Annotated in this window: 22 protein-coding genes; 16 read left to right on the top strand and 6 right to left on the bottom strand. The window is 60.3% G+C overall.

Annotated features, from left to right (window positions below):
• The 7 genes from PLL20_15445 to PLL20_15415 all read left to right on the top strand — a co-directional run.
• Positions 1-231, top strand: a 231-nt coding sequence (locus PLL20_15445; GenBank protein ID HPD31387.1) for a UDP-glucose 4-epimerase GalE, incomplete at its 5' end; no start/stop codon positions are given.
• Positions 232-331: 100 nt separating this feature from the next.
• Positions 332-2203, top strand: a complete 1872-nt coding sequence (gene lnt, locus PLL20_15440) for an apolipoprotein N-acyltransferase (GenBank protein ID HPD31386.1) — start codon at positions 332-334, stop codon at positions 2201-2203.
• Positions 2196-3257 carry a HEAT repeat domain-containing protein gene (locus tag PLL20_15435; protein ID HPD31385.1) on the top strand — a complete coding sequence of 354 codons (1062 nt, stop codon included), beginning with the start codon at positions 2196-2198 and terminating at the stop codon, positions 3255-3257. The genes lnt and PLL20_15435 overlap by 8 nt, the downstream gene beginning before the upstream one ends.
• Positions 3258-3359: 102 nt before the next feature.
• Positions 3360-3899: a rod shape-determining protein MreD gene (gene mreD, locus PLL20_15430; GenBank protein ID HPD31384.1), complete on the top strand. Its 540-nt coding sequence runs from the start codon at positions 3360-3362 to the stop codon at positions 3897-3899.
• Positions 3900-4097: 198 nt separating this feature from the next.
• Positions 4098-6251: a penicillin-binding transpeptidase domain-containing protein gene (locus PLL20_15425; GenBank protein ID HPD31383.1), complete on the top strand. Its 2154-nt coding sequence runs from the start codon at positions 4098-4100 to the stop codon at positions 6249-6251.
• A complete protein-coding gene (locus tag PLL20_15420; protein ID HPD31382.1) occupies positions 6248-7522 on the top strand; it encodes an FtsW/RodA/SpoVE family cell cycle protein in 1275 nt (424 codons plus the stop codon). Before PLL20_15425 ends, PLL20_15420 begins: the two co-directional genes overlap by 4 nt.
• Before the next feature lie 194 nt (positions 7523-7716).
• Positions 7717-8871, top strand: a complete 1155-nt coding sequence (locus tag PLL20_15415; protein ID HPD31381.1) for a GntR family transcriptional regulator — start codon at positions 7717-7719, stop codon at positions 8869-8871.
• Between the two features lie 140 nt (positions 8872-9011).
• Here PLL20_15415 and PLL20_15410 read toward each other — a convergent pair whose 3' ends face one another.
• The gene (locus tag PLL20_15410; GenBank protein HPD31380.1) at positions 9012-10331 is read right to left on the bottom strand and encodes a nucleotide sugar dehydrogenase; all 1320 of its coding nucleotides are present in this window, start codon (positions 10329-10331) and stop codon (positions 9012-9014) included.
• Positions 10332-10573: 242 nt separating this feature from the next.
• On the opposite strand from PLL20_15410, the gene PLL20_15405 reads away from it, so the two are divergent.
• Positions 10574-11683 carry a DegT/DnrJ/EryC1/StrS family aminotransferase gene (locus tag PLL20_15405; GenBank protein HPD31379.1) on the top strand — a complete coding sequence of 370 codons (1110 nt, stop codon included), beginning with the start codon at positions 10574-10576 and terminating at the stop codon, positions 11681-11683.
• 183 nt (positions 11684-11866) lie between these two features.
• Complete coding sequence (gene icd / locus PLL20_15400; GenBank protein HPD31378.1) at positions 11867-13132, top strand: NADP-dependent isocitrate dehydrogenase; 1266 nt, start codon at positions 11867-11869, stop codon at positions 13130-13132.
• Positions 13133-13670: 538 nt separating this feature from the next.
• On the opposite strand, the gene PLL20_15395 is transcribed toward icd, so the two are convergent.
• On the bottom strand, positions 13671-14372 hold the full coding sequence (locus tag PLL20_15395) for a PEP-CTERM sorting domain-containing protein (GenBank protein ID HPD31377.1): 702 nt from the start codon (positions 14370-14372) through the stop codon (positions 13671-13673).
• Between the two features lie 693 nt (positions 14373-15065).
• On the opposite strand from PLL20_15395, the gene PLL20_15390 reads away from it, so the two are divergent.
• From PLL20_15390 to PLL20_15370, 5 genes are all read left to right on the top strand, one after another.
• A complete protein-coding gene (locus tag PLL20_15390; protein HPD31376.1) occupies positions 15066-16271 on the top strand; it encodes a hypothetical protein in 1206 nt (401 codons plus the stop codon).
• A gap of 564 nt (positions 16272-16835) precedes the next feature.
• Complete coding sequence (locus PLL20_15385) at positions 16836-17276, top strand: Hsp20/alpha crystallin family protein (GenBank protein ID HPD31375.1); 441 nt, start codon at positions 16836-16838, stop codon at positions 17274-17276.
• 52 nt (positions 17277-17328) lie between these two features.
• Positions 17329-17730, top strand: coding sequence for an Hsp20/alpha crystallin family protein (locus PLL20_15380; GenBank protein ID HPD31374.1), 402 nt, complete (start codon positions 17329-17331; stop codon positions 17728-17730).
• Between the two features lie 14 nt (positions 17731-17744).
• Positions 17745-18236 carry an Hsp20/alpha crystallin family protein gene (locus PLL20_15375; protein HPD31373.1) on the top strand — a complete coding sequence of 164 codons (492 nt, stop codon included), beginning with the start codon at positions 17745-17747 and terminating at the stop codon, positions 18234-18236.
• Positions 18237-18288: 52 nt separating this feature from the next.
• The gene (locus PLL20_15370; protein HPD31372.1) at positions 18289-18684 is read left to right on the top strand and encodes a DnaJ domain-containing protein; all 396 of its coding nucleotides are present in this window, start codon (positions 18289-18291) and stop codon (positions 18682-18684) included.
• 35 nt (positions 18685-18719) lie between these two features.
• Here the strand turns inward: PLL20_15370 and PLL20_15365 are convergent, their stop codons facing one another.
• From PLL20_15365 to ispD, 4 genes are all read right to left on the bottom strand, one after another.
• Entirely contained in the window at positions 18720-19991 is a 1272-nt protein-coding gene (locus PLL20_15365) for a PmoA family protein (protein ID HPD31371.1), read from the bottom strand.
• A 37-nt stretch (positions 19992-20028) separates the two neighbouring features.
• A complete protein-coding gene (locus PLL20_15360; GenBank protein ID HPD31370.1) occupies positions 20029-20865 on the bottom strand; it encodes a sugar phosphate isomerase/epimerase family protein in 837 nt (278 codons plus the stop codon).
• 295 nt (positions 20866-21160) lie between these two features.
• Positions 21161-22021 carry a hypothetical protein gene (locus tag PLL20_15355; protein HPD31369.1) on the bottom strand — a complete coding sequence of 287 codons (861 nt, stop codon included), beginning with the start codon at positions 22019-22021 and terminating at the stop codon, positions 21161-21163.
• 145 nt (positions 22022-22166) lie between these two features.
• The gene (gene ispD / locus PLL20_15350; GenBank protein ID HPD31368.1) at positions 22167-22904 is read right to left on the bottom strand and encodes a 2-C-methyl-D-erythritol 4-phosphate cytidylyltransferase; all 738 of its coding nucleotides are present in this window, start codon (positions 22902-22904) and stop codon (positions 22167-22169) included.
• 240 nt (positions 22905-23144) lie between these two features.
• Between ispD and PLL20_15345 the strand changes: the two genes are divergently transcribed.
• Together PLL20_15345 and PLL20_15340 are read left to right on the top strand one after the other, a co-directional pair.
• On the top strand, positions 23145-24626 hold the full coding sequence (locus tag PLL20_15345; GenBank protein HPD31367.1) for a phosphodiester glycosidase family protein: 1482 nt from the start codon (positions 23145-23147) through the stop codon (positions 24624-24626).
• Positions 24627-24868: 242 nt separating this feature from the next.
• Positions 24869-26260, top strand: coding sequence for a SpoIID/LytB domain-containing protein (locus tag PLL20_15340; protein HPD31366.1), 1392 nt, complete (start codon positions 24869-24871; stop codon positions 26258-26260).
• The last annotated feature ends 320 nt before the right edge of the window (positions 26261-26580 follow it).

Raw genomic sequence — 26580 nt, 5'->3', positions numbered from 1 at the left:
CGGGGACACAGCGTCCGAGAGATCATCGACGCCGCCCGCCGCGTGACGGGGCAAGCCATCCCCGTGAGCGAGGCTCCTCGACGTCCAGGTGATCCGCCGAGCCTCGTTGCCGACGCGACGCAGATTCGAACACGACTGGGCTGGCAGCCCCGCTGGAGGGACATCGAGAAAGTTGTCGCCTCGGCATGGAAATGGCATCGGTTGCATCCGAGAGGTTTCGGCGACCGATGAGGGATGCTGGGCGAGCTTGGCGCGGCCGCCTGACGGACGACAACAGAATGTCACGGATGGACAGCTCAAGGTGAAGCGAGGATCCAAAGACAAACCCCGAGTGAAATCTTCCCCGGTTGGCTCTGCTGACCGACCCTGTGACATTGAAAACGACTGGCTGGTCGCCGGGCTTGCCTTGCTGACGTGGTTGTTGAGCCTGCCGATCTTTGAACCCCAATCGGTCGGGCTTGTGGCGGGAATCACCTTTGTTCCCTGGACCGCTGCCGTATGCCTGGCGCGCCGAGCGCGACGGATGTATCTTGTCAGCTATCTCCTTGGTGCGGCCTTCTTCCTGACGCACTTGCGGTGGCTCTACACGACCACCGGTCCCGGGTACGTCGCAGCGGCTCTCTACCTGGCGGCGTATTTCCCGTTGGCGGCCTGGCCAGTGCGGTATTTGTATCGTGACAGGCGGATCAGTCCGACGTTCGCTCTCCCGATTGCCTGGGTCGCATGGGAACTGGTCCGGTCAAAGGGGCTTCTTGAGTTTCCTTGGTTTCTCGCGGGCCACACCCAGGCAAGGCGGCTTCTGCTGATCCAGATTGCCGATCTTGGCGGCGCGTACGGCGTGTCGTTCGTTGTGATGATGGTCAACGGCTGGCTGGCTGAGCGCGTGATGCGGGCGATCCAGGTCCGGCGGGGCCGGAAGAATCAGGAGACCCGCCTCGCCGCGGCAGTGTCGACCGTGGTCCTGCTTGTCGTGGTGGGCGGCACCGTACTATACGGGCACTACCGCTTGAGTTACAGTGGCACGACAACAGGCCCGCGCATCGCGGTTCTTCAGGGCGATTACCTGCTGTCGGCCACCTCGGGACTCGACAGCGGACCTCGAAAGTTCAGGCAGCCGGAAAACGATGAGATAGACCGCGAGCTTCGAAGGCTTGGGGATGATGGGGATGATGAGGCCGACAAGAGGTTGACCTACCTGAGTCTCATCGAGAAATGCGCCGCAGAATCGCCGGATATCATGGTGCTGCCCGAGACGCCGTGGTGGATGTATCTCAATCGCGAACTCCGGGAGCTTCCCCAATCGGTCATCGATGAGGAGCGGGACAGTGCCAGGAGAGCGTGGCTTGAGTTGTGCTGGAAGGTGGCCAATGCTCAGCATCGAGAATTCCAGGCCCTTGCGCGCAAACACGACTGTTACCTGGTGGTTGGGGCCCTGTCCGAGGAAAGGCAGCCTCCGGGCAAGTACCCGGCCGAGCACCGCTACAACTCGGCGTTCGTCTACTCTCCCGACGGCAGCTCAGAGCCCATGCGATACGACAAAATCCATCTGGTCGTTTTCGGCGAATACGTGCCTTTCCGCTACAGCCCCCACTTCTTCTGGCTGTACCGGTTCCTGAACGACGGATGGTGGAACCCCTGGGGTCGCGGAGGGCGCGAGTATTCGCTCACACGGGGCACCGAGCACACGGTGTTCTCCGTGAAACCCCGTTCAATGGGCGACCGGCAGGTTCGTTTCGGCGTGACGATCTGCTATGAGGACGTGATTCCAGAGGTGTTCCGCGGTTTCATGGTCGGTCAGGACGGGGGCAAAGGCGTCGACTTCATGCTCAACATCAGCAACGACGGCTGGTTCGGGCACGGAACGCAACAGGCCCAGCATCTGGCCAATTGCGCCTTCCGGGCCGTCGAGAACCGAGTCAGTGTGGCTCGTGCAGTCAACACCGGCGTCAGCGGATTCATCAACTCGAGCGGATCGTGGTATAGTCTTGTCGGCGCATCCGATCGGGACCCGCAAGTGGGAGGCGAGGGATATCGTGTCGATGAGATTCAGCTTGATCCTCGTGTGACCTTCTACAGCCGTTACGGGGATCTTTTTGCCCTGACCTGTGTGGGGCTTGTAGTAGTGGCCGTTTTCGACTGTCTGGTGGTATCACGGCTGCTCAAACAGCGTTCTACGAAGAAACGGGGCCTCAGCCATGAGTGAATGTCGATGCGCTGCTCAGTTTCCGGCGAGAGAGATGACGGTTTGGGTCGTCCTTCTGGTCCTGACCACCCTGGCCACCGGTTGTAGTTTCGAGCCGACGCCGGATTTCATCACGGCAGTTCGTCAGGAGGCCCGGACCTGCATCGAACGAGGCATGGTCTATCCGTTTGATCCGGCCGTGAGGGCACAGGCGATGGAAGCTGCCTCGAAGGTTCTGGGGGATTCCGGCCGACTCCGCATCCGAGAGGGACTCAAAGATCAACATCCGGGTGTGCGGTTCGCCGCAGCCATGGCCTTGGGCAAGCTGAGAGACAAGGCGGCGGTGCCAGCCATGGAGGCGCTCACCAATGACCCGGATGTGAGCGTGCGGCTTGCCGCCTACTTCGCCCTGGAGCAATGCGGGTTGCCAACCACGGAGCGGCGCACGGCATGGCGGGATCACCTGAGGAAGCATGAAAACCCCGAAGTGAGACGAAATGCCGTCTTGGCTCTTGGCCAGTTGGGCGACAGATCTACCGTTCCGTTGCTTCGCGCTGCAGCCAGCGGCGATTCGGATGAAGGCGTACGGACACAGGCCCTCGAAGGATTGGCGATGCTGGGTGACAAGGATGCCATAAGCCGGTTTATTTTTGAGGCGTTCGGGGGAGTCGGATACAGGCAGCCCTTTGCGGTCATGACTTTAGGTCAGGTTCCCGACGATCGGGTTGTGCCCATACTACGTTCCAGGTTGGCCAGCTCTCCATACTTGGAGGCTAAGTTGGCTGCAGCAAGAGGGCTTGGGGCCAAGGGATATGCGGATGGGCTGGGACTAGCGATGAGATCCCTGGATTGGAACAAGCCCGATCGAAGCCTGGCGGAAGACCGTCCGGAGAACCAGATTATGCGTGTTCGGTCGATGGCGGCCATGGCTTTGGGGGAGATCGGTGATCCTAGAGCTTTGGGCATGCTGAAGAAAACCATGGAGAATCCGGAGGATCCGCGCGTTCAACTGGCGGCCGCCACGGCCATTCTCATGATTGTGGATCGGGAGGCACTACAGCCATCGGTCCGGTAAGTCGTCGATGTGAGTTGTCGATAATATTGGCATTCGCCGCCGCCGCGAGCGGTTTGTCGTCCAAGGCAGCAAGCGGAATGCACGAGGGTCGTTGTGAATTCCATGAAATGGATGCCATTTGCGGTCCTGGCGATCGTGGTCATTGTCTGCCAGACCACGTTCGTCCAGGCGCTCTTGGCCATCCAAGCCATCCGGCCCCAGTGGACGATCATCCTGGCAGTTCACTATGCCCTGTGGGCCCCCTCGCCTGATGCAGCCATAGCGGCCTGGATTCTGGGGTTGATCGTGGATCTACAGACCGCCTCACCTCATCCGATTGGGCTGTATGCCTTTTCCTACGGGTTGGCGGCCTGGGTCGTTCTTCGGAGCCGACAGGTGTTGTTTCGAGACCACCCGGTGACCCATGCGGTTGTGACTCTGGCATTTGCCTTTGCAATCCAGGTCATCGCAGGTCTTTACTTCTGGTGGAAGCACCGCATTCCCATCGACATGGAAGGGTTCTGGAGACCGGCTTTTTTGTTTGCCGGATACACAGCCATCTGGGCGCCTTGTCTTCACTGGCTGCTGATTAAGCTTCAACGCTGGACAGGGCTGGGGCCGATGAGACGCCGGATGACTTTCAGGCCGGAGAACCCTGCCTAGGGCCGGTTGACGATCGGGGATGGCGGCCGAGGCGTCAGGGCCCGCCCGACAACCGGCTCGGAGGGCGGCTGTTATGGGCGAACGTGGACTGCTTCGGACTCGTCGGGGGCGCGAGGCATTCTTGCCGTCCGGCCCGGTGCTGAGGGGTTTCGGGGAATCCGGAGCGGGAGCTGACCCGCGTCGTTTCGGGGTACACCGATGTTCGAGCGCCGGTTGCGGCTGATCATGGTCCTCATGGTGATGCCGGTCATCGCGGTAACCGCGAGGCTGGTTCAGCTTCAGATCCTCGAGGGTGAGGAGTATGCAAGCAAGGCCGAGGCGCTGCTGATCAAGCCCATGAGGTTATATCCCTGCCTGAGGGGTGAGATCGTCGACTCGGAGGGCGTGCGGCTGGCATATGACGCGGAATCCTGGGACATTTGTGTTCACTATGGGATTCTCTCGGAAGCCGAGGATCATCTTCGAGCCATGGCCCGCGAACGGCTGGGGAGACGGGGTATTCCCAGGACCGCTGACAACGTAGCCGAGGAGATGCACAAGCTTGGTATCGAGATCAACGAATCATGGCATGCGATCGCCCGCCTGACGGGCAGACAGGTCGAGGAGCTTGACGCTGTTCGGGAAAGACGCTTGCGGCAAGTCCAGCGAATCAAGGAGGTGGTCACGCGACGGAGGAAGATCGATACGGTGGTCGACGAAGAGCGGACCGTTCACCCGATCGTCCAGGGCCTGAACCACCAGATGTGCGTCGAGGCCAAGGTGCAACTGGCGGAGTACCCCTGGGTGGAGGTGCTGGTCAGTCACACCCGGCGGTACGAGGGCGGCGATGCCATGGGGCATCTGTATGGTATGCTCAACGAAGTCGGCCCCGACGACCTGAGAGAAAACAGCAACAACGCAGACATACTCTCTCGATACCTTCTCGGCGATCTGATCGGTCGCACGGGTCTGGAGCGACTTGGAGAACAGTGGCTCCGCGGGCGCAGAGGTTGCGAGCAGGAGGATCTGCGAGGCGTTCCCACCACTCAGCCGGTCGCGCCGGTGGACGGCAACACCATGCGGTTGAGCCTCAACCTCCGCTTGCAGCAGTACTGTTATCACCGGCTCCAAGCGGCGGTGCGGGAACATCCTCCGAGCACTGGCGGTGCGGCCGTGATCTTGGATGTTCCCACGCGTAGAGTGCTGGCCCTGGTGAGTTATCCTGCGTTTGACCCGAATTTGCCGGATACGGAGAGGGCCAAGCTTGCCGCGCAAGACCCCTTCGGCCAGCCTCACGTTTTTCGCGCCGTTCATCAGCCTTATCCCCCCGGCTCGACGATCAAAGCCATGGTTTTGCCGAGCGCTTTGACTGAAGGCAAGGTTGGACCAGGCACGACCTATGATTGCGTCGGCCATCTCTTTCCCGGCTTGCCCAACAAATGGCAGTGCGATGCCCGGCGGGCACACGGAACGGTTGACCCGGTACTGGCTGTCCAGAAGAGCTGCAACGTGTTCTTCTACCACGTGGGCGAGAACATGGGGTTGGCTAACCTGGTCAAATGGATGGATCGATTCGGGTTCGGGCGGGTCACGGGCATAGGGCTGATTGAGGACGCGACCGGGACGCTGCCTCAGCTCAGGCGAGACATGGGTGCCGGGCCGGCGCGCCTGGCGGCCATTGGCCAAGGTGAGGTCAGCGCTACCCCTCTTCAGCTTGCCAACATGATGGCCACGGTTGCCTCGGGCGTCTGGAAGCCGGTGACCATTTGGCCGGACAACCCCGACCAATCTTTGCAGGGCTATGCGCTGCCCATCCCGGCGGCCAACTGGAGGCTGGTTCGGGAAGGTTTGTACAAGGTGGTCAACGAGCAGGGCGGTACGGCATACGGCCCGCTTCGGGCGAAGCTCGCCGGCGAAGAAGAGTTTGTCTTGCTGGGGAAGACGGGCAGCGCCGAGGCCCCGGCTTTGGAGCGGCTCTACCGCTGTCGCTTCCCGGACGGCACCGAGAAGACCATCAAAGCCCGAACGTTCCGCGAATTACGAAATCGTTATCCGGAAGGACAGAAGCCTGAGTACATCAGCCAAGAGGACGCCCAAGTCTACCCGACCCATGGCTGGTTTGTCGGGTATCTGACCACGCGGGGGCATTACCTTGAGCCCGCAATCGACGGTGAGCTTAACGTTGCGATCGCGGTGATCGTCGAATACGCCGGGCACGGGGGTGCGGTGGCTGCCCCAGTGGCGCGGGACATGCTTCAGGCCATGATCACCCTGCACCGCGGAGGAACAATCGAAACCGCACCGGCGGACGATTCCACCGTCCGGTCGGCGGCCGCCGTCACCGATGCCGCCGGAGAGGGGGAGCGACCATGAGTTCGCTCTTCAGCACTCGCGGAGGCTGGATCATCCTGCTGCCGGTCCTGCCGCTGCTCGTGGCGGGGGTGTTAACCATCCAGGCCACCAACGCGTCCGACCAGCCCGGCCGACTGGCGGATGAGACGGTCAAACAGATTGCCTACGGCGCGGCCGGCATCGGCTGCATGATCCTCATCGTTACCATCGGATACCTGAGGATCGGGAGGTTTTCCTACATCCTGTTTGGAATCAGCATCCTGGTGCTCGCTTGCCTGGTCATCGACCGGTGGTTTGACCTTCCTTTCGTGCCCGTGAAACGAAACACCCGCCGCTGGCTCCAGGTGGGCGGCCTCCAGGTTCAGCCGTCGGAAATGATGAAAGTCGCGTATGTGTTGGGGTTGGCGTGGTACTTGCGGTATCGCAGCAACTACCGGACGCTTCTGGGATTAGTGCCGCCGTTCATGCTCGCGCTGGTGCCGATGGGTCTGATCAAGCTGCAGCCCGATTTGGGGACCCTGTTGCTGTTCCTGCCGGTCCTGTTTGTGGTGCTCTACGCCGCGGGCGCCAAGGGCAAGCACCTCGCTGCAGTCATCGTCATGGGCTTGCTGTGCTCTCCGCTGTTCTGGACGAAGATCGAGCCCTACCAGCAATTGCGAATTACCAGCGTGATGCTCCAGAACAGGGCTGTGCGCGATTATCTGAGCAAGCCGATGCCGTCCCGGCCCGACTTGCCCACCCGATGGGAATACTTTCGGCCCAAGGAGTTCTCACAAAGCCGCTGGATGCTGGAGCTGGCCAACTGGGAAAATGTGACTGGGTACCAACTTACCCGGAGCAAAATCGCCCTTGGCAGCGGCGGCTTGTTCGGGCAAGGCTCCGGACGAGGGGTCTTCGTCCAATACGACTTTCTGCCCGAGAGGCACAACGATTTCATATTCGCGATGATCGGTCACCAATGGGGTATCATTGGGGGTGTACTGACACTTTTGTGCTACGGCCTGATCGTTGTTTTTGGATACGAGATCGCCGTTTTGACCCGCGAGCCGTTTGGCCGTCTGGTGGCCGTGGGTCTGACGACGATGCTGGCCTTCCAGGCGATCACCAACATCTGCATGGCAATTGGGCTGGGGCCGGTAACTGGCGTTCCCCTTCCGTTTGTCAGTGCGGGCGGCAGCAGCCTGGTCATCAACTTCATGGCTCTCGGATTGATCATCAGCGTGGCACGCGACCGTCCTCTTCTGTTTACCAACCGGCCGTTTGAATTCGAAACCGAGGAAGAGGAGGATTAATGGGCTTGTCCGCAAGGCGTTTGCGGCTCGCAAAACCGGCGGACGTCCGATAGCATGCTACTGCTGATTTGAAGGCCCCGAGGGCTCGATGGTATATTCAGGTAGCACGTACCAAGCCGAGATTGCCGCCTTGGCAATCAGAGGCTTTGCTCCCATCGCTTGTGCAAGGGCCCGGTACAGAAACGGAAGCAGACATGGCCGACGATCAACTTACTCCGGAGACGCTGAATGCCGCTCAACCCAAGAACATGGCCGTTGCCGCGAAGATGCGGGAGTTTCTCTCTCAGGGGCGTTGGGCCCCGGGCGACCAGATCCCGACCGCGCGGCAGCTTGCCCAGATGTTCGGCGTGAGCCTCTCGCCGGTCCTGCAGGCACTCCAGATCCTTGAGAAAGAAGGCCTGCTGCTTCGTCGGGCGCGGGTGGGCACCTTTGTCGCCGAGCGCCGGGCGAAGAAGGACTTGCTCGCATTCATCACCGCCACGTGCGATCTTGAGCCCTATATTCACTCGCTGTGGGGTTTCGAGGAGGAAGCAAGCCGGCGCGGGTATCACATCCTGTTCTGTAACGCCAATCGCGTTCCAGAGCGTCTTGCCCAGATGGCCAATGCCTGCATTGAGCAGGGAGCAGCGGGCATTGCCTTCACCCCGCCTGAGGGAAGCTTCTACATGGACTGGAATCGGGCTTTCTACAAGGGTGTCGCCGAGCATGGCACGCCCCTGGTCGCCATTACCAGTCAGCCCTTCCCTGAAGAGGATCCGGCGATCATCTCGGCCGCCATTCCTGACGGGGTCTGGCAGGGGCGGCGCATGGCCGCCCACCTGATCGACCAGGGCCACACCCATCTGGCTTTCCTGTACGGGCGATGGTCCTGCACGATCGAGGATCGCAAGCAGGGGGTAATCGCAGAAGCCAAGGAACGCGGTTTGCCGCCCGTCGATGTGCGCAGCGTCTCGCCCGAGGAGCTGCTGCGGACCGGCGAGGTTTATGACGTGACCGCCATGTTAGGCGACTGGCTGGGGCAGGATCCACCCATCACGGCGGTGGTGTGCTGCTCGGATTATGCCGCCAGAATCGTTTATGAGCACGCCAGCACGCTGGGCATGTCGATTCCCGAGGACATCGCGGTGGTGGGGTTCGACGACTCGTCGTTCGCCCCGCTGCTGGGGGACGGTGGTCTGACGACCATTCGCGTGTCGTACATTGAGATGGGCCGTTCCGCGGCGGAGCTGTTGATTGCCCAGATCAACGACCCAGGTCGGCCCCCTCGCATCCTGATGTCTCGCGGCGAGCTGGTGGTACGCAAGTCCTGTCGATTCCTTCCTTCCCAGGTGGAGAGCGATCGGAGATAGGCCCGGCATGCAATAGCCAGGGGGTACGGCGGCCGGCTGCCCCCTGATGCCTGGCCCTGCCAAGCCGGTCCGGGAGGCCGTGTCCCTCGCGAGAAGATTCTTCGACGCTCAGGTCTCGGTTCTCGGGCGCCGGCCCGCTCTCAGGCCTTGTACACGTTCTTCTTTGGTCCCTTGACGCGGGCGCATGCGTTGCGGGTGTCGACCACCACCTTCGCGTTTCGAACGATCATGCCGTAGTCGTAGCAATCGTGATCGGTAGAGATGACCACGCAGTCGTACTTCCGGATGTTGGCCGCCGTCAAAGGCACTGATTTCATTTTGAGATCGTGCTCTCGCTGCTTGTGGGTGGTTGGGATGTACGGGTCGTTATAGTCGACCTTGCAGCCGCGTTTCTTGAAGATCTCGATCAGCTCGATCGAGGGCGATTCGCGGATGTCGTCGATGTTCTTCTTGTACGCCAGACCAAGCACGAGGATTTTCGACCCCTTGAGTGCTTTGGCCCGTTCATTGAGAGCCCTGGCCGTATGTTCCACCACGTACTCCGGCATCGCGGTGTTGATCTCGCCGGCCAGCTCGATGAAGCGGGTGGTCACTCCGAACTGGCGGGCTTTCCAGGTGAGGTAAAACGGGTCGATGGGAATGCAGTGCCCGCCGAGGCCCGGTCCAGGATAAAACGCCTGGAAACCGAACGGCTTGGTTTTGGCCGCCTCGATCACCTCCCACACGTCGATGCCCATGCGATGAAAGAGCATTTTGAGCTCGTTGACCATGGCGATGTTCACGCACCGATAGACGTTCTCCAGGATCTTGGCGGCCTCAGCGACCTCGCAACTCGAAACCGGAACGATGTTCTTGATGGCCTGACGGTAAAGGGCGACAGCAACCCTGAGGCTGGCCGGATCGTGGCCGCCAACCAGTTTGGTGATTGTCTCGGTGGTGAAGTCCTTGCGGCCCGGATCCTCGCGCTCGGGAGAGAAAGCAAGATAGAAATCCTTTCCAGCCTTCAGGCCGGTCTTTTCGAGGATCGGCTTGAGCACCTCTTTTGACGTGCCGGGATAAGTGGTGCTCTCCAGCGAGACCAGGTGGCCTCGCCGAAGCTGGGTCGCAATCGTTTCCGTGGTCTTGATCACGTAAGTCATGTCCGGATCGCGCGTCTTGGACAACGGCGTGGGGACGCAGATGATCAGGGCGTCACACCCCCGCAGCACCTTGGGATTCGTGGTAGCCTCAAAACGCTTCGACGATCTCATCGCCGATACGGCTTGGTCGGGGATATGCTTGATATAGCTCCTTCCGGCGTTGAGCATTTTGATCTTCCTCGGATCAATGTCAAAACCCACCGTCGGCATTCCCACGCCGCAAAAACTCCTGGCCAGCGGCAAGCCCACATAGCCCATCCCCAGAATGCCGACACGGGCTTGTTTGCGGTTGATCTTGCTCAGCAGTCTGCTTTCAAGCATTGAATTACTCCTGTCAGTTGTCCGGTCATGAGGCAAGGCGTGCACCGACGCCGGGCGGTCCGACGAGGCTGACCGTGCCGCTCGCCGCGAGATGGAGAAATCACTCGAACGTCGCATAAGCTGGACCGATAATCAAGGTCCGGGTTCTTGAGCATCGTCTGGAATATGTCGGCGAAAAGCCCCGCACGCTATAATGGCAGCCCGGTGCGCCGAACCGAAGTTGAACCAACGTGGAGGATCGGATGGAAATCGCCTTATCGCGGCCGGACATCACTCAAGCGGAACGTGACGCTGTGCTCGAAGTACTCCAGACACCCAATTTGTCGCTTGGTCCCAAGCTGCCCGAATTCGAGAGGGTATTCGCCGAATACGTCGGCAGTCGGTATGCCGTCGCGGTCAACAGCGGCACGAGCGCACTGCACCTGTGCATCCGTGCGATCGGCCTCAAGCCCGGCGACGAAGTCATTACCACGCCCTTCTCGTTTATTGCCTCCTCGAACTGCATCCTTTTCGAAGGCGGCAAACCGGTCTTCGTTGACATCCATCCGGAAACCTGGAACATCGATCCGGACCTGATCGAAGCCGCGATCACGCCTCGAACCCGTGCGATCCTTCCCGTAGACGTGTTCGGTCACATTGCCGACATGCCGAGAATCCGCCAGATCGCCGACAAATACGGCCTCCGCGTGATCGAGGACTCTTGCGAGGCTCTCGGGGCCGCGCTCAATGGCAAGAAAGCGGGAACGTTCGGCGATGCCGGCACCTTCGGGTTCTATCCGAATAAGCAGATGACAACAGGCGAGGGCGGGATGATCGTGACCGACGACGGGCAAATCCGCGATTTGGCGGTTTCGATGAGGAGCCAGGGACGCGGGTCGGGTGGCGGATGGCTCGCACATGAGCGATTGGGTTACAACTACCGCCTGAGTGACATCAATTGTGCGCTGGGAATTGCCCAGATGAAACGCGTAGACGAAATACTGTCCCACAGACTCAATTCCGCCAACTACTACTTGGTCCGGTTGAGCGACGAAAAGCGGATTTCGATGCAGAAGGCATTGCCTGGAAGCCAAGTCAGTTGGTTTGTCATGGTCGTTCGTCTCAACGACGACTACTCTGCGGAAGATCGTGATCAGATCCTGGTCAGACTTCGCCAGCAGGGCATTGGATGCAGCAACTATTTCCCGGCAATACACTTACAGCCGTTTTACGCCCGCGAATTCGGATACAAGCGCGGGCAGTTTCCCATCTGTGAAGCCCTATGCGACCGCACGGTGGCCCTGCCTTTCCACGGTTTGCTCCGCGAAGAAGAGGTTGACATCGCCTGCGAGGCCTTCCGCCGGTTGCTGTAATCGGACGGATCGACGCCGAATCGTTGATGGTTTGACAGTTTAGCAGGCCAATTGCTAGCATCTGGGCCCCCAAGCCGGGCTGAGTGTCTCCTCGTACGATTGTGCGCGCGTCATCAGGCACAGGGTGCCTGCGGCAGCCGGCCCGAATGTGGTTCTGGTTGAGCAAAGGAAAGGACGACAGGCATGGCATTGCCCACACCTCTTGCCGGCGATCCGATCCGCAAATCCAGCTCCAAGCTGGAAGTGCCGGATCATCCGGTCATCCCGTTTATCGCCGGAGACGGCACCGGCCCGGACATCTGGCGGGCCTCGCAATTGGTGTTCGATGCCGCCGTTGCCAAGGCCTACGGCGGCAAGCGAAAGATTGCCTGGCACGAGCTTCTGGCCGGGGAGGAGGCATATAAGCGAACGCAGAACTGGCTACCCGATGAGACAGTCGAGGCTTTCAGAACCTATCTGGTGGGCATCAAAGGCCCGCTGACCACGCCGGTCGGCGGGGGCATTCGTTCTCTCAACGTCGCCCTGCGGCAGTTGCTCGATCTGTACGTATGCTTGCGGCCGGTGCGTTACTTCAAAGGTGTGCCCTCGCCGGTCCGCAACCCCGAACTCGTGAATATGGTGATCTTTCGCGAGAACACAGAGGACATCTATGCGGGCATCGAATTCCAGGCGGGCACACCCGATGCCGAGAAGTTCGCCAAGTGGTTGCAGGAGGTCTTTCCCGACCGGTTCAGGAAGATTCGTTTTCCGGCTACGGCCGGCTACGGCATCAAACCGGTCAGCGCCGAGGGTACCAAGCGTCTGGTCAAGGCGGCCATCGACTACGCAATTGCAGACCGGCGCAAAAGCGTGACCCTCGTCCACAAGGGAAACATCATGAAGTTCACCGAGGGGAGCTTCAGGGACTGGGGTTACGAGCTGGCCAAGGAGGCGTACGGCGCAACGCCCCTGGACGGCGGACCTTGGTGCCGGCTGCCGGCGGACAAGGGCAGCGTTCTGATCAAGGATGTGATTGCCGACGCGTTCCTGCAGCAGATCCTGACGCGGCCGGCGGAGTACGATGTGATCGCAACGCCCAACCTCAATGGCGATTACATCTCGGATGCCCTAGCCGCTCAGGTCGGTGGGATCGGTATCGCCCCCGGCGGCAATATCAACTATGACTCAGGCCACGCCATCTTCGAGGCCACCCACGGTACGGCGCCCAAGTACGCGGGTAAGGACCAGGTCAACCCCGGCAGCCTCATTCTGTCGGGCGAGATGATGCTGCGGTACATGGGCTGGACGGAGGCGGCCGATCTGATACTCAAGGGTATGGACGGCGCCATCTCCGCTCGCACCGTCACTTACGATTTCCATCGCCTGATGGTCAATGAAGGCGTCGACGCCAAGCTGCTCAAATGCAGTGAATTCGGCCAGGCGGTGGTTGAGCACATGGGGGAGGTCTGACATCGCGCGTCGCAGCGTTGGGAGACGGTCCAATTGAGGGCAAGAGGCGGTGCGGGTACAACGGGTGCGAGAGAAGTGAACAATCCTGAAGTTGTCAGTCGGCAGAGCGGGAACCGAGAATCAGGTACTGAGAAGTACTTGATATCAAAACGCGTATGCGAGGCCGTGCGGTACTCTTCCATAGCCAGAAGTGTACCTGAAGGTTTCGCCTGAAGGCGAGGGCTTCATTCCCTCCCATCGAGAGACAGTGATCGTTGATGACCGACTGCCCAGAGCACCAAGGTTTTGAAATACGGCTGGCGGTTCTTGTGCCCGGGGCCTGGCTGAACAGCAAGATGTGTGAAAGGGCCCTGAAAACGAGTAGTCCACACCACGCGAACCGTTGGCTCATAGAGCTTGTGGCCTGCGGCGAAGGGCCTTTTTGCGGGCCGCAACCCAAGTGCTCTGCGATCGAGAAACATGCGCGCAAAATGCGCACCAGTTGCGACGGAAGAGACTAACAGCCGGTCATATCGCGCCGGCCGCCTGGCGGGCATGCTCACACCGGCCGGCGGCAGAGCAGCGCCAAGCCACCGAGCCCGAGCAGAGCCAAAGTGGCCGGTTCGGGGATCAGCGTGCCCCGGCCGTACAGCTTGGTGACGTACTTGATGAGGTTCTGATCGTAGTAAGTCGCGGTCACGCACGACTCCACGTCGCCCGTGCCTGCCACTCCCAGCCAGTCGTCGTCGGAAACCTGGAGGGTCCAGTTCATCATGAACCATTCACCCGCGGCCCCGTTCCTGGTGACATAACTGTGAGTGACCTCATTGTAGATCGAGAGCAGGATATCAGTACTCAGGTCGCCACTCGAGATGTTGGGCCCACCCGCAAGTGTCGTGCTCGGGATGGCCCCCTTATTCTGATTCCAGTCCATGGCGCGGAAGTCGCCCGGATCAACCTGGACGTAGATGTTGTAGGGCACGGAGATCAAGATCATCTGAGCCGTGTTCGTGGCACTGATGGTCTTCAGACTGGCCTGTACGTTCCAGTCCCGGGTGTTGTACGTGCCGGACGGGGAATCCAGCATCATGCTGTACGTCCCGCTCAGCGGACTGGTCGCGGTCGCGCCGCCGGCAAAGATCGGAAGCGTGATCGTGATGTTCGACCTGCTCTGGTCAAGGGTGAAATCGTACTGGTATGCCCCGACTGCGGGCACGACGAGCACGGCGACGAGATCTACCACTGCAAAGAGTCTTAGCATAACGTTCTCCTCCTAGTAGTTAAGACAACCTATCCCCAACACGCAGACTTCTGAAAGGGTCTTCAAGCCCTCTCCGGTTTCCGGGAGTTGCTTTTGCGCACCTTCAACCGCCCTGCGACTTCAAACGGACAATCGCGCCCCATCCATGACGTGGGAGTCGGTGATCGACTGACTGCATCATATCCGCGGCCTATGTCAGCCTCAAGCGCAAATCGTTCTTTCCCTGCAGCCGCTTCTCGGACTTGGGGCGGTCCCGGAAACAAACCCAAGTAATTGTATCGCAATGGCTTACGCGGAAACCTGGCCGGATCGCCACCACAAACATCGATGCGGATGCGGACCGTGATGATGAAGCATCCGCTCCGAAGGTCGGTCTGCATGGAAGGAGGGGTCCGCTGGGGAAAAAACAGCGGATTCCTTGCGCGAGTCAGCATCAGTCTGACGGTCTTGTCAAGAGCACCAACCATACGCTGCTCGATGCGCGGCACGAGGAAGTCGGAGAGAAGGTGATTGCATGCAACCTTGGGACGGGTTACGATGTAATAGAGACCGGACTTCGTAGGGGAGTGAGCGCTCCCATTTCATGGTCGGGTTCTTGTCTTGGCCCCGCGAGCTTCCCTGCACGTCTCTATTGTGTCGGCGGTGAGCGAACGAAACGCATTTCGATTAACCTTTATCTGGGAGGAAGAAGGCATGAACCCGAAGCACGTGTTCATCGGGCCGGCGGTTCTGAGTGTCGCTCTGTTGGCAGTTCCGCCCGCTTGGGCTGACCCCCCCGGTTGGCTGCATACTTTCGACGACAACACGTTCGAAGGCTTGGTGCCCTGGGACTACATTTCCTGGCAGACGGACGGGGCAATTGTGACCTTCTTTCCGACAACCGCCACTCCTTGCCCCAGCTGTTCACCCGCCCTTCGCCTCAGCTTCACTTCCTCCATCGACAGGGCGGTGGGTCTCTTCTCCGAGTATGGCACGGAGTTCAGCAACGCCAATGGGGGCGTGTCGGCCAAGCTGCTGATCAAGACCTCCACCAACCCCCACATGTTTGCCACTCCAGACAAGAACACTTTTTTTGTAGCATTGGCGGTCAACATGGATCCGCAATTCTCATCCGACAAGACCGGCGCCCACTTCAAGGGCTACTGGGTCTATGTAGGCGACGCCGGGGCCAACCCGAATGCCAATCCTCCCACCAACAATCGGCTGGAAATGGCGATACAATATCTGGATCCCAGCGGACCTCACGATCTCTGCAGCCCCACTCCGGGGTCGATACGTTTCGATCCTTTCGATCCGACGAAGGACTGGTGGATGCGTTTCGAGGCCCTGGATGATGGTGCGGGGGCTGTACTTGTCAGAGGTCGTATCTGGCCGGACGACGGCACGCCCGAGCCGAGCACATGGGACGTCTATTGCGTTGACACCGTGTACAAATACACCTCGGGCATCGTGGGCTTCGGAGCCGAGCAACGTCTGATCGGGCCGGCCCCGTACACCTCGTACATCGACCTGGACAACGTGAGTGCCAGCCTGGTTCCGGAGTACAACTGTTACAATCTGATCGACGACGACCTGGACAGCCTGACCGATTGTGCCGATCCGGACTGCGCGGCCTCGGCGGCATGTGCTTGCAATGACCCCTTCGCGGACGCAGACGGTGACGGCGACGTCGATCAGGCTGACTTCGCGGTTTTCCAGGCCTGCTTTTCGGGAGCCGGCGGCGGGCTGTTCGCCGACTGTGAATGCTTCGACCGCGACGACATGAATGCTGACCAACGCTTCAATCCCCCAGACGATGGCGATGGGGACGTGGACAACACCGATCTCGACAAGTTCGAAGCATGTGCGAGCGGACCCGGCATTGCAGCCGACCAGACGTGCGATAACGCGAACTACTGACCCCCTCATCTACATGAGTGGGTGACTGTATCCCTGAATTGTCAGCACGGCATCACCGTCCTGGAAACGCACGCGAACTCCCGCCCGGCTGAGCTTAGCCGAGGGGCCCGCAAAACTGGCAGCGCGAGATTGGCAGAGTCTCGGGCCGTATCGCGTGTCTCGCTGTGGGCAGCCTTGCCCTAAGTTGCCTGTTTCGAATTACTTATGATGATCGGCATGGTTGGCCGGTTCGACTGGCACGGGGTTTGCATGTGATTTTCAGCGGCACGTTGAAACGGCCCAAGAAGCATGGTGCGGAAGCAGGTCCGCTCGAAGGAGTGGCGATGTGACCGAGCCTGTAAGACTTTTTCGGTAACGGATTTCACGCGTCGCCGACCACTGTGCCGGCCGCTCTTCTCGCGGCGGGCAGGAACTTCCCGAAACAATCAGCGACGCCGAGCGGTCTTTGTGCTTCCAGCATCGGGCTCGGATCGGCCGGTGCAACCGCGGAGTACCCGGCCTGCGGAAGGCCACGCGGACGTGCTTGCAGACTGACAGAGGTCCGAAGGACCAGGAGGTATCGCGATGTTTGCAGGAACGATGAATCCTTTTGCAGTCATGAATGAGTTGCGGAGGGAGGTGGAGCGGATCTTCGAAGGGTATGGTTTTCCGTTCAACGGCGGCTGGACAAGCCGGCTGACCGCGTTTCCAGCTCTCAACATCTGGGAAGACGGCGAGGCCCTGTACGCGGAGGCGGAGGTTCCCGGAGTGAGCGAGAACGACATCGAGATTTACGCAGTCGGCAACGAGCTGACCATTAAGGGAACGCGCAAGCCCCGGGAAAGCGAGGGCGCCTCTTATCATCGAAGGGAGCGCGGCACCGGCGAGTTCACCCGCGTGGTTACGCTTCCTGCCGAGGTGAATGCGGAGAAGGTCCAGGCGACATTGAAGGACGGCGTGCTGACCGTCACTTTGCCGAAGGTGGACGAGGCGAAACCCAGGAAGATCGCCGTCAAGACGAGTTAACCGTCGGTTGCGGAGAACGAGAAACGAGGCCATTTGAGAAGGAGGATCAGCAATGAGCACCGCTTTGACAGTCAAGAAAGAGCAAGACAAGCTTGCCCAAGTCGAACGGGCACGCGATCGTCGCACGTATATGCCGAACGTGGACATTATTGAGACGTCGGACGAGTTCCTTGTTCTGGCGGATATGCCGGGCGTTGCTCCGGATGCGATCGACATCCAGTACGAGCAGGGCGTTCTGACCATTAACGGCAGGGTTGATCCCCGGCAGGACGAGGATAAGACGAACTACCTGCTTCATGAGTACGGAGTGGGTGACTTTTATCGTTCCTTCCGGCTTGGCGAAGGCATCGAGACCGACAAGATCGAGGCACGGCTCAAGGATGGAGTGATGGAGCTGCATCTGCCTAAGAGCGAGGCCTGCAAGCCCAGGAAGATCACGGTCAAGGCGTCGTGAGAGGAGGTTGAATCATGAACCTGATACCTTGGCGAAACAAGCGTGAAGCCAGAAACGGTTCGAGGACCGAAGCGCCCCCACTGGCTCGTTTGCGAAGTGAGATGGACCAGCTCTTTGAGCGGTTCTGGCGGGATCCATGGAGCACCAGCCTCGCCGACCTGATGCCGGCCGGTGTCGGCGTGGGGTTGCGGCTGAATCTGGCCGAGTCTGAGAATGACGTGACCCTGACGGCCGAACTGCCGGGCGTCGATCCCAAGGACGTGGAGATCAGCGTCAGCGACAACATGCTGACGATCAGCGGTGAGAAGAAACAGGAGAAGGAGGAAAAGAAGCGCAACTATCACTACGTGGAACGCAGCTTCGGCAGCTTCCGTCGCAGCATTCAACTGCCGAGTTCGGTTGATCCGAACAAGGTTGACGCGACTTACAGGAACGGGGTCCTGACCGTGACTCTTCAGAAACGGCCGGACGCGAAGCCCAAGCGGATTGCCGTAAAGAGCGGCTGATCCCGGGACATGTGGGGATCCAGCAACGGAGGTCGGTGATCGGGGTGTCGGCATGGCGAAGGACTACTACGTCGTCCTGGGGCTTACCGTCGATGCAACGCCGGCACAGATCAAGCAGGCGTATCGTCGAAAGGCGCTGGAGCTACACCCGGATCACTACGGGCCGGATGTGGAGCCGTTCCTGGAGGTGCAAGAGGCGTACGCCGTCCTGAGCGATCCTCGACGGCGTGACGCCTACGATCGTTCCGTGCAACAGGCTCGTCGGATAAAGGTGCGGTCCGCCGCGGCACCCGATATCATCGGGCCGCGACGGCCGCCGGCGGAGCCGCTCGTGCCCCAGCAAGCACCGCTGGATTGGGGTGACGTTCCGATTCCGGAGTCGTCGTGGGCGTTTTTCCGGTCGTTCGATGAGATCTTCAGTCGTCTCTGGTTCGACTTTACGGAATAGACGCGTCCGAAGTCTGAACAACCGGAGAGGATTGATCACTTCTCCGTGACCGTGAACTTCGGCGGGTCGCTGTAGAGTCTCCACTGATCGGCGATGCCGGCGGCTTGCGTGTCACCCTGATGCAAAAGGATCCGGTAGTTAAACTCGACCGACTCGCCCTTCTTCCAGGTATGTGAACCGTCCTTGGCGGCATCCTTGGTGAAGTCCTTCAGGCCGAACGGGTTGGCGGTGTACAGACCATAGTCGCGAATATGCCAGTGCGTCGGATGCCCGTAATTCTTCGGATGGTCCATGATTGCGATGCCCACCACCTTGTCATTAACCTTTCCGACGTAGTCGCACCACTCGGCGGGTTGGCCCCAGGTGTCTTCGCCGCTCTTGCCGGCGCTGTTGTACCGCTTGCCGCCGCCCTTTTCGTCAATGGTGATGGCCGTCCGTACGGACACGATGCCGCCTTCCTTGGTGTCGCCGAAGGTAACGTCCTTCTGGTCGAACTTAAAGACGCTCCTGACGTCGATGATGCGAAGATCCTCACCGGCGAGAAACATGTACGATCGCTGTTCGGAGAAGTCCTTCTCGCCCTTCTCGTTGATCCAGTCGATTTCGGCGATAACCTGACCGAATACCGGCCCGCTGGCCTGGCCGACGATCTTGGTGAGAACCTGGTGCGGCACTTTCTCGATCGGCGCATCCTTGACTTCATTCCAGTAGTTGGATCCCGGCTTGGTCATGTCTTCCGTGCGGATGTCGCCGTGGGCGCACCACAATGAGCGGTGGTGGGGGTGGTCCTGGCGCTTGGCTTCTTTTTCCGCAGGGTTGTCCTTCATGGGGAAATCGCGCGTCATCGGCTCGCCCGTCGGGCCGATGACCGGATACAGGTAAACCTTGGGATCACTCTTCTTGAATACCAGGGTGGTGAAGGGCTTGCCGGAGATCTTGATGTCCACCTGTTCGTCGCCGGCTTTGCGGACGCGGGCGGGGAGGCCGCCCGGTTCCGGGTTGACGCCCGTGCCGGCCACGAGGAGTTCCCACGTGTACGTCTGCCCGGCCTTGAGCGGCTTGTTCTGCCACCACCATACCCGATCTTCCTTGTCGATTTGCACGAGCAGATCGGCGTCCTTACCGGAAAGATAGTAGTACTGCTGCGGGTCCAGGGGCTTGGCCGGCTTGAACCACATCGGGCCGGCGGGAATATCCTTGTCGCCGACGGTGATCGTCACCTTGTCCGCGCGTGCTGTTGAGGCTGTCAGGCCCATTCCTGCAACAATCGCGGCGATCCACGCAATTCCCATCATCTTGTTTACCATATGCGTCTTTGTCTCCTCTTGTCTCACGAACATGAAGTCACGCGGGCAGTGCCGCTTTCAGCGTCCTATACGCATGCTCGCCCACCGTCGTCGGGTCCGGTTTATAGTCAAAGGGCTCAACCGAAACCCAACGATCAAAGCCAGTTTCCGCCAGAGTCTTGAGGATCGATTTGAGGTCCAGCGGCTCGCCGTCGCCCGAGGCCAACGGCATTCCCACTCCCTTGCCCGAAGGATGGTTGGCGTGGAAATGCCTGGCCCGCTTGCCGAACCGACGGATCGTACCCTCGATGCCATCCGGCATGGAGGCCATAGCCTTCATGTCGAGCATGATGTCGATGTTCGGGTGGCCGATCTCATCCGCCAGTCGGGCGGCTTCCTCAGCCGTATTGATGAAATTCGTTTCTTTGGGGCTCAGGGCCTCAAAGCAGATGGTCACCCCGCGCTCAGCGCAGGTGTGGGCCACCGACGCCAGTACGTCTTTCGCCCGTTTCCAGCCCTCGTCGAAGGTCGTTGGTGGGACGATGCTGCGTTGATTCGGTGAACCAAGGGTCATGACCTTGCCGCCGACATCACCGCAGAAATGGACCAAGCTCCTCAGGTAGTCGGCCGACTTGCGGCGGACTGCGTCGTCTGGGGTGGTGATGTGCAAGCCCTTGGGCGACACGAACAGCCAGTGCAGCCCGACCACCGATACCCCGGCATCGGCTGCCGCCCGGGCGATCGTCTTTCGTCGGTCGGACGAGATCTGGTCCACGTGCTCGGCGATGGTAAACGGGGCAAGCTCGACTCCTTCAAAGCCGATGCGAGCCGCGATGCCGAAGACTTCCTCGATCGGAACGTCCCGCCAAGGTTCGCTGCATGTCGCCAGTTTCATCCGAGCCTCCATCAAATCGGGGGGTACATGGTACAGGAGGATGGTCCTCGCGGGCAAACCGGGCGCGCAGGTTGCGGTTGTTGCAGCGTGCCTCTCCATATCTCTGGTACCCTTGAGGAGTGGCTCGGACGCACGTTCTCACTGATTCTTGGGCGACCAAACCTTCGGCGGTCCCAGAGGGGCAGGGAGAAGACCACGCAGCTAGACGCCGGGACTGCCAGTACCGGGCATGCTTTACAGCGGTGAGAGGTCGACGGTCAGGAGAAAAAATGCATTCGGACTTACCTTCGGGTATCTATCGTTCCTCCTCCGTCGGCTGGGTTTCAACGCGCGCCGGTGTGAGCTCCCTTATCCGGCTCTTGGCCCAGAGCACGTTGGACCTGTTGAATTGCTCCTTCTCGATGGCCTCCTGGTACCAGTAGAGGGCCTTGTCGCGGTTGTGCAGACGGTAGTCCCATACGGCAGCCATCTGGAACCTGGCCGGCAACTGGATATTAGGGTCCCAGTCGATGGCCCGCTTGTACCACAGTAAGGCGATGTCGTTGTCCTTTTCTTCGAAGTATTCCTTGTGGATTTCACCGATGTAGAAGGCGGCTTGGGCGATCTTGTCGCTGGTCGGGTATTTCTCGACCAGTTCCTTAAACTTGGCCAAAGCCTTCTTCATGATTTCCTGGTTGTAGAAGATGGGCGTACCATGACCGCCCTCTTTCAGGAGGGCCATGCCCTCCTCGAACAACTTGTTGGCCTCGGGAATGGAGTCCTTGGGCCTCAACGTTTCCACGGGCGTAGCCGCCTCGGCGATGTAGTCGTAGGGTTTGACCCGCTGGAGGTCGGCCAGCTCGCTTCTGGCCCACATGGCCTTGTCGGACATTCCGTGTTCGTTGTAGTAAATCACCAAGGCCCGAAGCAGGCGGGCGTACTGTGTGCGGTGCATCACCAGCTCTTCAACGATGTCCAGTTCGTCCCGGCCGGCAATGGAGATCTCCGGCAAATTAGCCCCGGCAGGGTTTTCGAGCGACGTCATTGGCCCAGGCGGACGCTCGATCTTCTCGGAAGCCAGTGAATCGGTCTTGCACCCGGCAGGCAACGTCAGCACCCATAACAGACTGACGACCGCGCCGAGCTGGAAAAGAAGCATCGTGCTGTGCTTTCGCATGATCACGCCTCCTGCGTCTCTGAGATTAACATGATACTATTCGGTGCGAAGGTTCCGCCCGCTACAGGGAAAGAGTACGCTTGCGCCCGCTGAATCGTCAAGAACCACCCAAGTGAATGGGCGCGTTTTCGCGGTTCTGGGGTCCTTACCATTGGGCTTCTTCAAAGGCGCCCAATGGGCCTTTGGGTTTGGGTTTCGGGCGAAACTTCACAATGCTGTTGGCCAAGGTCAAGTCGCCGCGGGTGGTGACTTTCAGGTTGGTGAAGTCGCACTCGACGACCGCGACCGGATGCCCCATGACTTCGACGAGCTGGGCGTCGTCGGTCAGCTCGCCGCGGAATTCAGCCCGCTTTTCATAGGCAGCCATGATCAGGTTCCGGCGGAAGACCTGGGGTGTCTGGGCTTCCCACAGGCCCTGGCGGGAAACCGTCTCGTCGATAACCTTGCTCTCGCTGACCCTTTTGATGGTTCCCCTTAGCGGGGCTGCGAGAAGGGCTGCGCCGGTTTTGGCCGCCTCGGCGAAAACCGCGTCGATCATCTCATCGGTCGTACAGGGTCGGGCGGCGTCGTGTACCGCGACGAACTGGGCATCTTCTTTCACGACGGCGAGTCCGTTGGCCACCGAATCCGGCCGGGTCGGCCCACCGGTGACCATCTTGACGCCCATGAAGCCGAGGTTGGCCCCGTATTTCTCCCGGATCTGCTCCTCGTCTTCGGCTGCGGCCACCAGAATGGTCTGGCAGACGTCGTCGCGGTTGACAAACAACTGGATCGAACGGAGGAATAAGGGCTGGCCGTCGACCTTGGCGAAGATCTTCTTCTCGTTACCGCCGAATCGCGTACCCTTTCCCGCCCCGACGATGATGACTGCGACCTTAGACATCGTAGAGCCTCCCAAGTTGCCGCGGGCCGCACGAGCGCTCGCTTCCACAAGATAGAATCTATAGATCGCCATCGATCTCGGCAAGCCGACGTGCGTCGTCGGCCGGCCTGGCGGTGTCGCCACTGCAGAGTCGTGGAGTCTCGTTCTGTTTTCGTCATTGCCCGGTGTCATCTCGTGGTCCGGCTGCTATGATCTTCCATTGCCGAATCTGATCCGTCGAGTGTCCGGAGGTTGGCGACCATGAGTCTGCTGAAGGCGGCAAGCTGGGTCTTTATTGTTGCCGGCGCGGTCTGCGCGAGAGCCGATACCCAGTGGTCGGAAGTCGCCCCGGGTATCAGTTACCGTGAGTACGCGCTCGACGGTCCTGTTCGGGTGTTCGTTGCCCGGGCCGACCGGTCGAAGAAGAACTGGACCATCGACTCGATGACCAGCCTTGGGACAGTCAAGGGTGGGCGCGAGACGGTACCCGATATGGCGGTGCGGTACGACGATACGGTCACCTTCGACGGTCGTCGCTACGACGTAAAAGTGGCCATCAACGGTGATTACTTTGACATGCGGACGGGCGTTGCGGCCGGCGGGCAGGTCATCTCCGGATGGTTCGTCAAACGTTTCGGCGAATACTCGGGCAACAGCGGATTTGTCTGGACGCTTGATGGCAAAGGCTTTCTCGGGGGCAACGTCCGCAACGATGCTTCGCTACAGCGGGTGGTCTTCGCCGACAGGTCCGATATGAGGATTGACAAGCTCAACGAACCCCGCGGCACCGACGAACTTGCTCTTTACACCCCGCATTACGCCGACAACACAGGCACCGGCGATGACGGCGTCGAGGTTCTCGTCCAGGTTTCGGCTCCCATCGCCATAATGCCTCCATCTCCGGGCATCAAGTGCCAAGTTGCCCAGGTCCGCGAGAACAGCGGTTCAACCCCGCTGCCGTTCGATCACGTGGTTCTCTCCGCCAACGGCCGGGCCGCCAGAGAGCTGCGGAAGCAGGCAAAGGCCGGCGACAGTCTCCATATCGATTTGCGGCTTCGAGAATTCGGTAACGAGGACATCGGCCTGGCACCGTGCAACTGGACCAATGCCTATGCGAGCGTCGGTGGCCCGAAGTGCGTGCTGGTCAACGGCAAAGTACCGCGTGATTGGGAGGCCAAGGCCGCCCGGTATGCGGCCGAGGGCAGAAAGCACGGCTCAGTCATCAAGGATCCGCGCACGGCCGTCGCCTTCGATGACAGATACGTCTACTTCCTCGTCGTCGACGGTCGTTCCCCGGAGAGCATCGGCATGACCTTCACCGAGGTGGGCATCTTCTGCAAGGACGAGCTCAAGGCGACGAATGCGATTCTCCAGGATGGGGGAGGGTCTTCCACGCTGTGGGTAGACGGCAAGGTGAAGAACAACCCGTCCGGCAAAGCGGGGACGGACGCGGCCGGCGTTCTGAGGCCCGTAGCCAACGGCTACTTTATGGCCCTTGTCCTGCGGCCCGAGTTATCGGAGAGTCTACGGGTTGGGGAACGAGCGGTGTTCAAGAACGCTGGGCTATTGCGTCTGGGCCCGGGGACAACCTACGGCCAAGCGGCCGCCGTTCGCGCGGGACAGGAAGTCAGGATTCTGCCTCACGCTCTGAATGGGATTCTCGCGAAGGGTAATCATTGGTGGTTCTGCGGTCTTGAGGGCGGCCGGGGCTGGGCATCTGAGGATCAACTGCGGGGTCGGTAGCCTTTGCGGTGGTGCTCGCGCCCATGAGAGGGGCGGCAGGCATCCGGACGGGGGCAGGATTACAGGCAAGGCGACCTGAAGAACAGTCATTCCGGCGGGAGCAGCGGCTTGCCCGCCCGGCATCTTCGGATTAAGGTGATGTGTCATGCCGGCCGCTCGGTTGAACTCCCGGCTTTTCGGCGGTGAGGGAGCGAGTGCCGGCCTTGGCCACACGCTTTGATCTTGAAAGGGAACGGTACTCGATGGCTCGTTGCAGTCTGACCGCCTGGACGCTCGATTCACGCGAGGAACCCGTCATTCGCGTCGGGATGGTGTTGCCTGAGGACGGCATGGACTCGATTCTGCTGAAGATTCCGAGTCGGGGCTATCTGGTCTCGGGCGGCGACGGCCCCGGGCAGATGTTCCGGTCGGTCATGGCCAAGGTCACGGTCGAAAACCGGCAGGTTTCGTTCCTGTCGGAGGGGGGCGTGGCGGGCCCGGCGGATGTCATCAAGGTGTCGCCCGAGGAGGCGGTACCGCAGACACGGGGCGCGGGCGTTCAGCTTCGCGGGGTGGTGGCGGGCAGAGGTTTTCACTGGGAAAAGAGGATTCACCCGACGGTCGGGGGAATGCTGGAGTTCAGGGCGATCCGCGGGCGTCTGCTGGTGGTCAACGAACTGCCGCTGGAGGAATACCTGCCGGGCGTGATTGCCGGCGAGATGAGCGGCGACTGCCCGATGGAGTTCCTGAAGAGTCAGACGGTCGTGGCCAGGGCCTGGGTTCTGGCTCATACCGAGAAGAAGCACACGGAGTATCCTGTTGATCGGTGTAATGATGACTGTTGCCAGCGTTATCACGGCACGACCGATCTGACCGAGCGCGCGGTTGAGGCCGTGCGGCAGACTCGCGGACAGGTGTTGGTCGACCGGAAGAGGACGCTGATCGACGCGAACTATTCCAAGAGCTGCGGAGGGATCATCGAATCGCCTCAGCACGTCTGGTTCGTGCAGAAGGCCGGACAGCGGGCCACGGTCGATGCCCCGAAGGACTCGGCGGCTCATCGGTTCTTTCCTCTCTCTGAAAAACTGTTGAAGGAATATTTGACTGGTGAATGGCTCAAGCAGACAGACGTATTCTGCAGTCCGAACGTCGTGCCCGAGAAGAGCCTGCCCTCTTACCTGAGCAAGATCGACGAGGGCGGCGGTCATTTCCGATGGCGGGTGGACTACGACCGGCACGAGCTGGAGAAGATCCTTCGGGAGAAGTTCTTCAGCAGGCAGGATCCGAGCAAGGTGGCGTTTCTGGATACTCTGCTGGGTCTGCGGGTGTGCCAGCGGGGCGACTCCGGCCGGGCAAAGGACCTGGAGATCGAGTATCTCGACCCGATGGGCGTGACGCATAAGGTCCATGTGATCAGCGAGTACAGCATCCGCGAGGTGCTGCACGAGAAATTCCTGTTCAGCAGCGCGTTTGTGATCGAGATACAACGGGATACGGACGGCATACCCCGAAAGATCTCACTGATTGGCGGCGGCTGGGGACATGGGGCCGGCATGTGCCAGATCGGCGCGCTGGGCATGGCTCTGCGAGGCTACAAGTACGAGGCCATCCTCAAGCATTATTTTGAGGACGTGCAACTCCACGACTGCTATTGACCCGGGCTTGATTCTCTTTAAGTCATTACCAGCAAAAGCTTTAGGGTGGCGGCAGGTCGGCGCCGTGCTTCGTCGGGGCGACTTGGCGGGGCTCTGACCTGCCCTACCTGCTTCGGGATTCATTTGGAGGCGCATGCCCACGCAAAGCCGTGGGCATGGCACCCGACGGACCTGCCCTACCTGCTCGGTGGAGGATTGGCATCGTCATGGGCGCTGAATGCGGAAAGGATTCCGCGGGGGATGCGGCCCGGAAAGGATTCCGGGCCCTGGAGTTTGGCATTTCGTCATTGTTTTACCCCCTGATTTGGTTTCATCGATGA

Source organism: Phycisphaerae bacterium, assembly GCA_035384605.1.
GTDB lineage: Bacteria > Planctomycetota > Phycisphaerae > UBA1845 > PWPN01 > JAUCQB01.
Note: the sequence above shows the minus strand (reverse complement) of the source record. Positions and strands in the feature narration are given on the sequence as shown.

Excerpts from the sequence above, each read along its gene's own strand:
- PLL20_15435 (HPD31385.1), top strand. The coding sequence starts at position 2,196 with ATGAGTGAATGTCGATGCGCTGCTCAGTTTCCGGCGAGAGAGATGACG.
- mreD (HPD31384.1), top strand. The coding sequence starts at position 3,360 with ATGAAATGGATGCCATTTGCGGTCCTGGCGATCGTGGTCATTGTCTGC.
- PLL20_15425 (HPD31383.1), top strand. The coding sequence starts at position 4,098 with ATGTTCGAGCGCCGGTTGCGGCTGATCATGGTCCTCATGGTGATGCCG.
- PLL20_15420 (HPD31382.1), top strand. The coding sequence starts at position 6,248 with ATGAGTTCGCTCTTCAGCACTCGCGGAGGCTGGATCATCCTGCTGCCG.
- PLL20_15415 (HPD31381.1), top strand. The coding sequence starts at position 7,717 with ATGGCCGACGATCAACTTACTCCGGAGACGCTGAATGCCGCTCAACCC.
- PLL20_15410 (HPD31380.1), bottom strand. The coding sequence starts at position 10,331 with ATGCTTGAAAGCAGACTGCTGAGCAAGATCAACCGCAAACAAGCCCGT.
- PLL20_15405 (HPD31379.1), top strand. The coding sequence starts at position 10,574 with ATGGAAATCGCCTTATCGCGGCCGGACATCACTCAAGCGGAACGTGAC.
- icd (HPD31378.1), top strand. The coding sequence starts at position 11,867 with ATGGCATTGCCCACACCTCTTGCCGGCGATCCGATCCGCAAATCCAGC.
- PLL20_15395 (HPD31377.1), bottom strand. The coding sequence starts at position 14,372 with ATGCTAAGACTCTTTGCAGTGGTAGATCTCGTCGCCGTGCTCGTCGTG.
- PLL20_15390 (HPD31376.1), top strand. The coding sequence starts at position 15,066 with ATGAACCCGAAGCACGTGTTCATCGGGCCGGCGGTTCTGAGTGTCGCT.
- PLL20_15385 (HPD31375.1), top strand. The coding sequence starts at position 16,836 with ATGTTTGCAGGAACGATGAATCCTTTTGCAGTCATGAATGAGTTGCGG.
- PLL20_15380 (HPD31374.1), top strand. The coding sequence starts at position 17,329 with ATGAGCACCGCTTTGACAGTCAAGAAAGAGCAAGACAAGCTTGCCCAA.
- PLL20_15375 (HPD31373.1), top strand. The coding sequence starts at position 17,745 with ATGAACCTGATACCTTGGCGAAACAAGCGTGAAGCCAGAAACGGTTCG.
- PLL20_15370 (HPD31372.1), top strand. The coding sequence starts at position 18,289 with ATGGCGAAGGACTACTACGTCGTCCTGGGGCTTACCGTCGATGCAACG.
- PLL20_15365 (HPD31371.1), bottom strand. The coding sequence starts at position 19,991 with ATGGTAAACAAGATGATGGGAATTGCGTGGATCGCCGCGATTGTTGCA.
- PLL20_15360 (HPD31370.1), bottom strand. The coding sequence starts at position 20,865 with ATGAAACTGGCGACATGCAGCGAACCTTGGCGGGACGTTCCGATCGAG.
- PLL20_15355 (HPD31369.1), bottom strand. The coding sequence starts at position 22,021 with ATGCGAAAGCACAGCACGATGCTTCTTTTCCAGCTCGGCGCGGTCGTC.
- ispD (HPD31368.1), bottom strand. The coding sequence starts at position 22,904 with ATGTCTAAGGTCGCAGTCATCATCGTCGGGGCGGGAAAGGGTACGCGA.
- PLL20_15345 (HPD31367.1), top strand. The coding sequence starts at position 23,145 with ATGAGTCTGCTGAAGGCGGCAAGCTGGGTCTTTATTGTTGCCGGCGCG.
- PLL20_15340 (HPD31366.1), top strand. The coding sequence starts at position 24,869 with ATGGCTCGTTGCAGTCTGACCGCCTGGACGCTCGATTCACGCGAGGAA.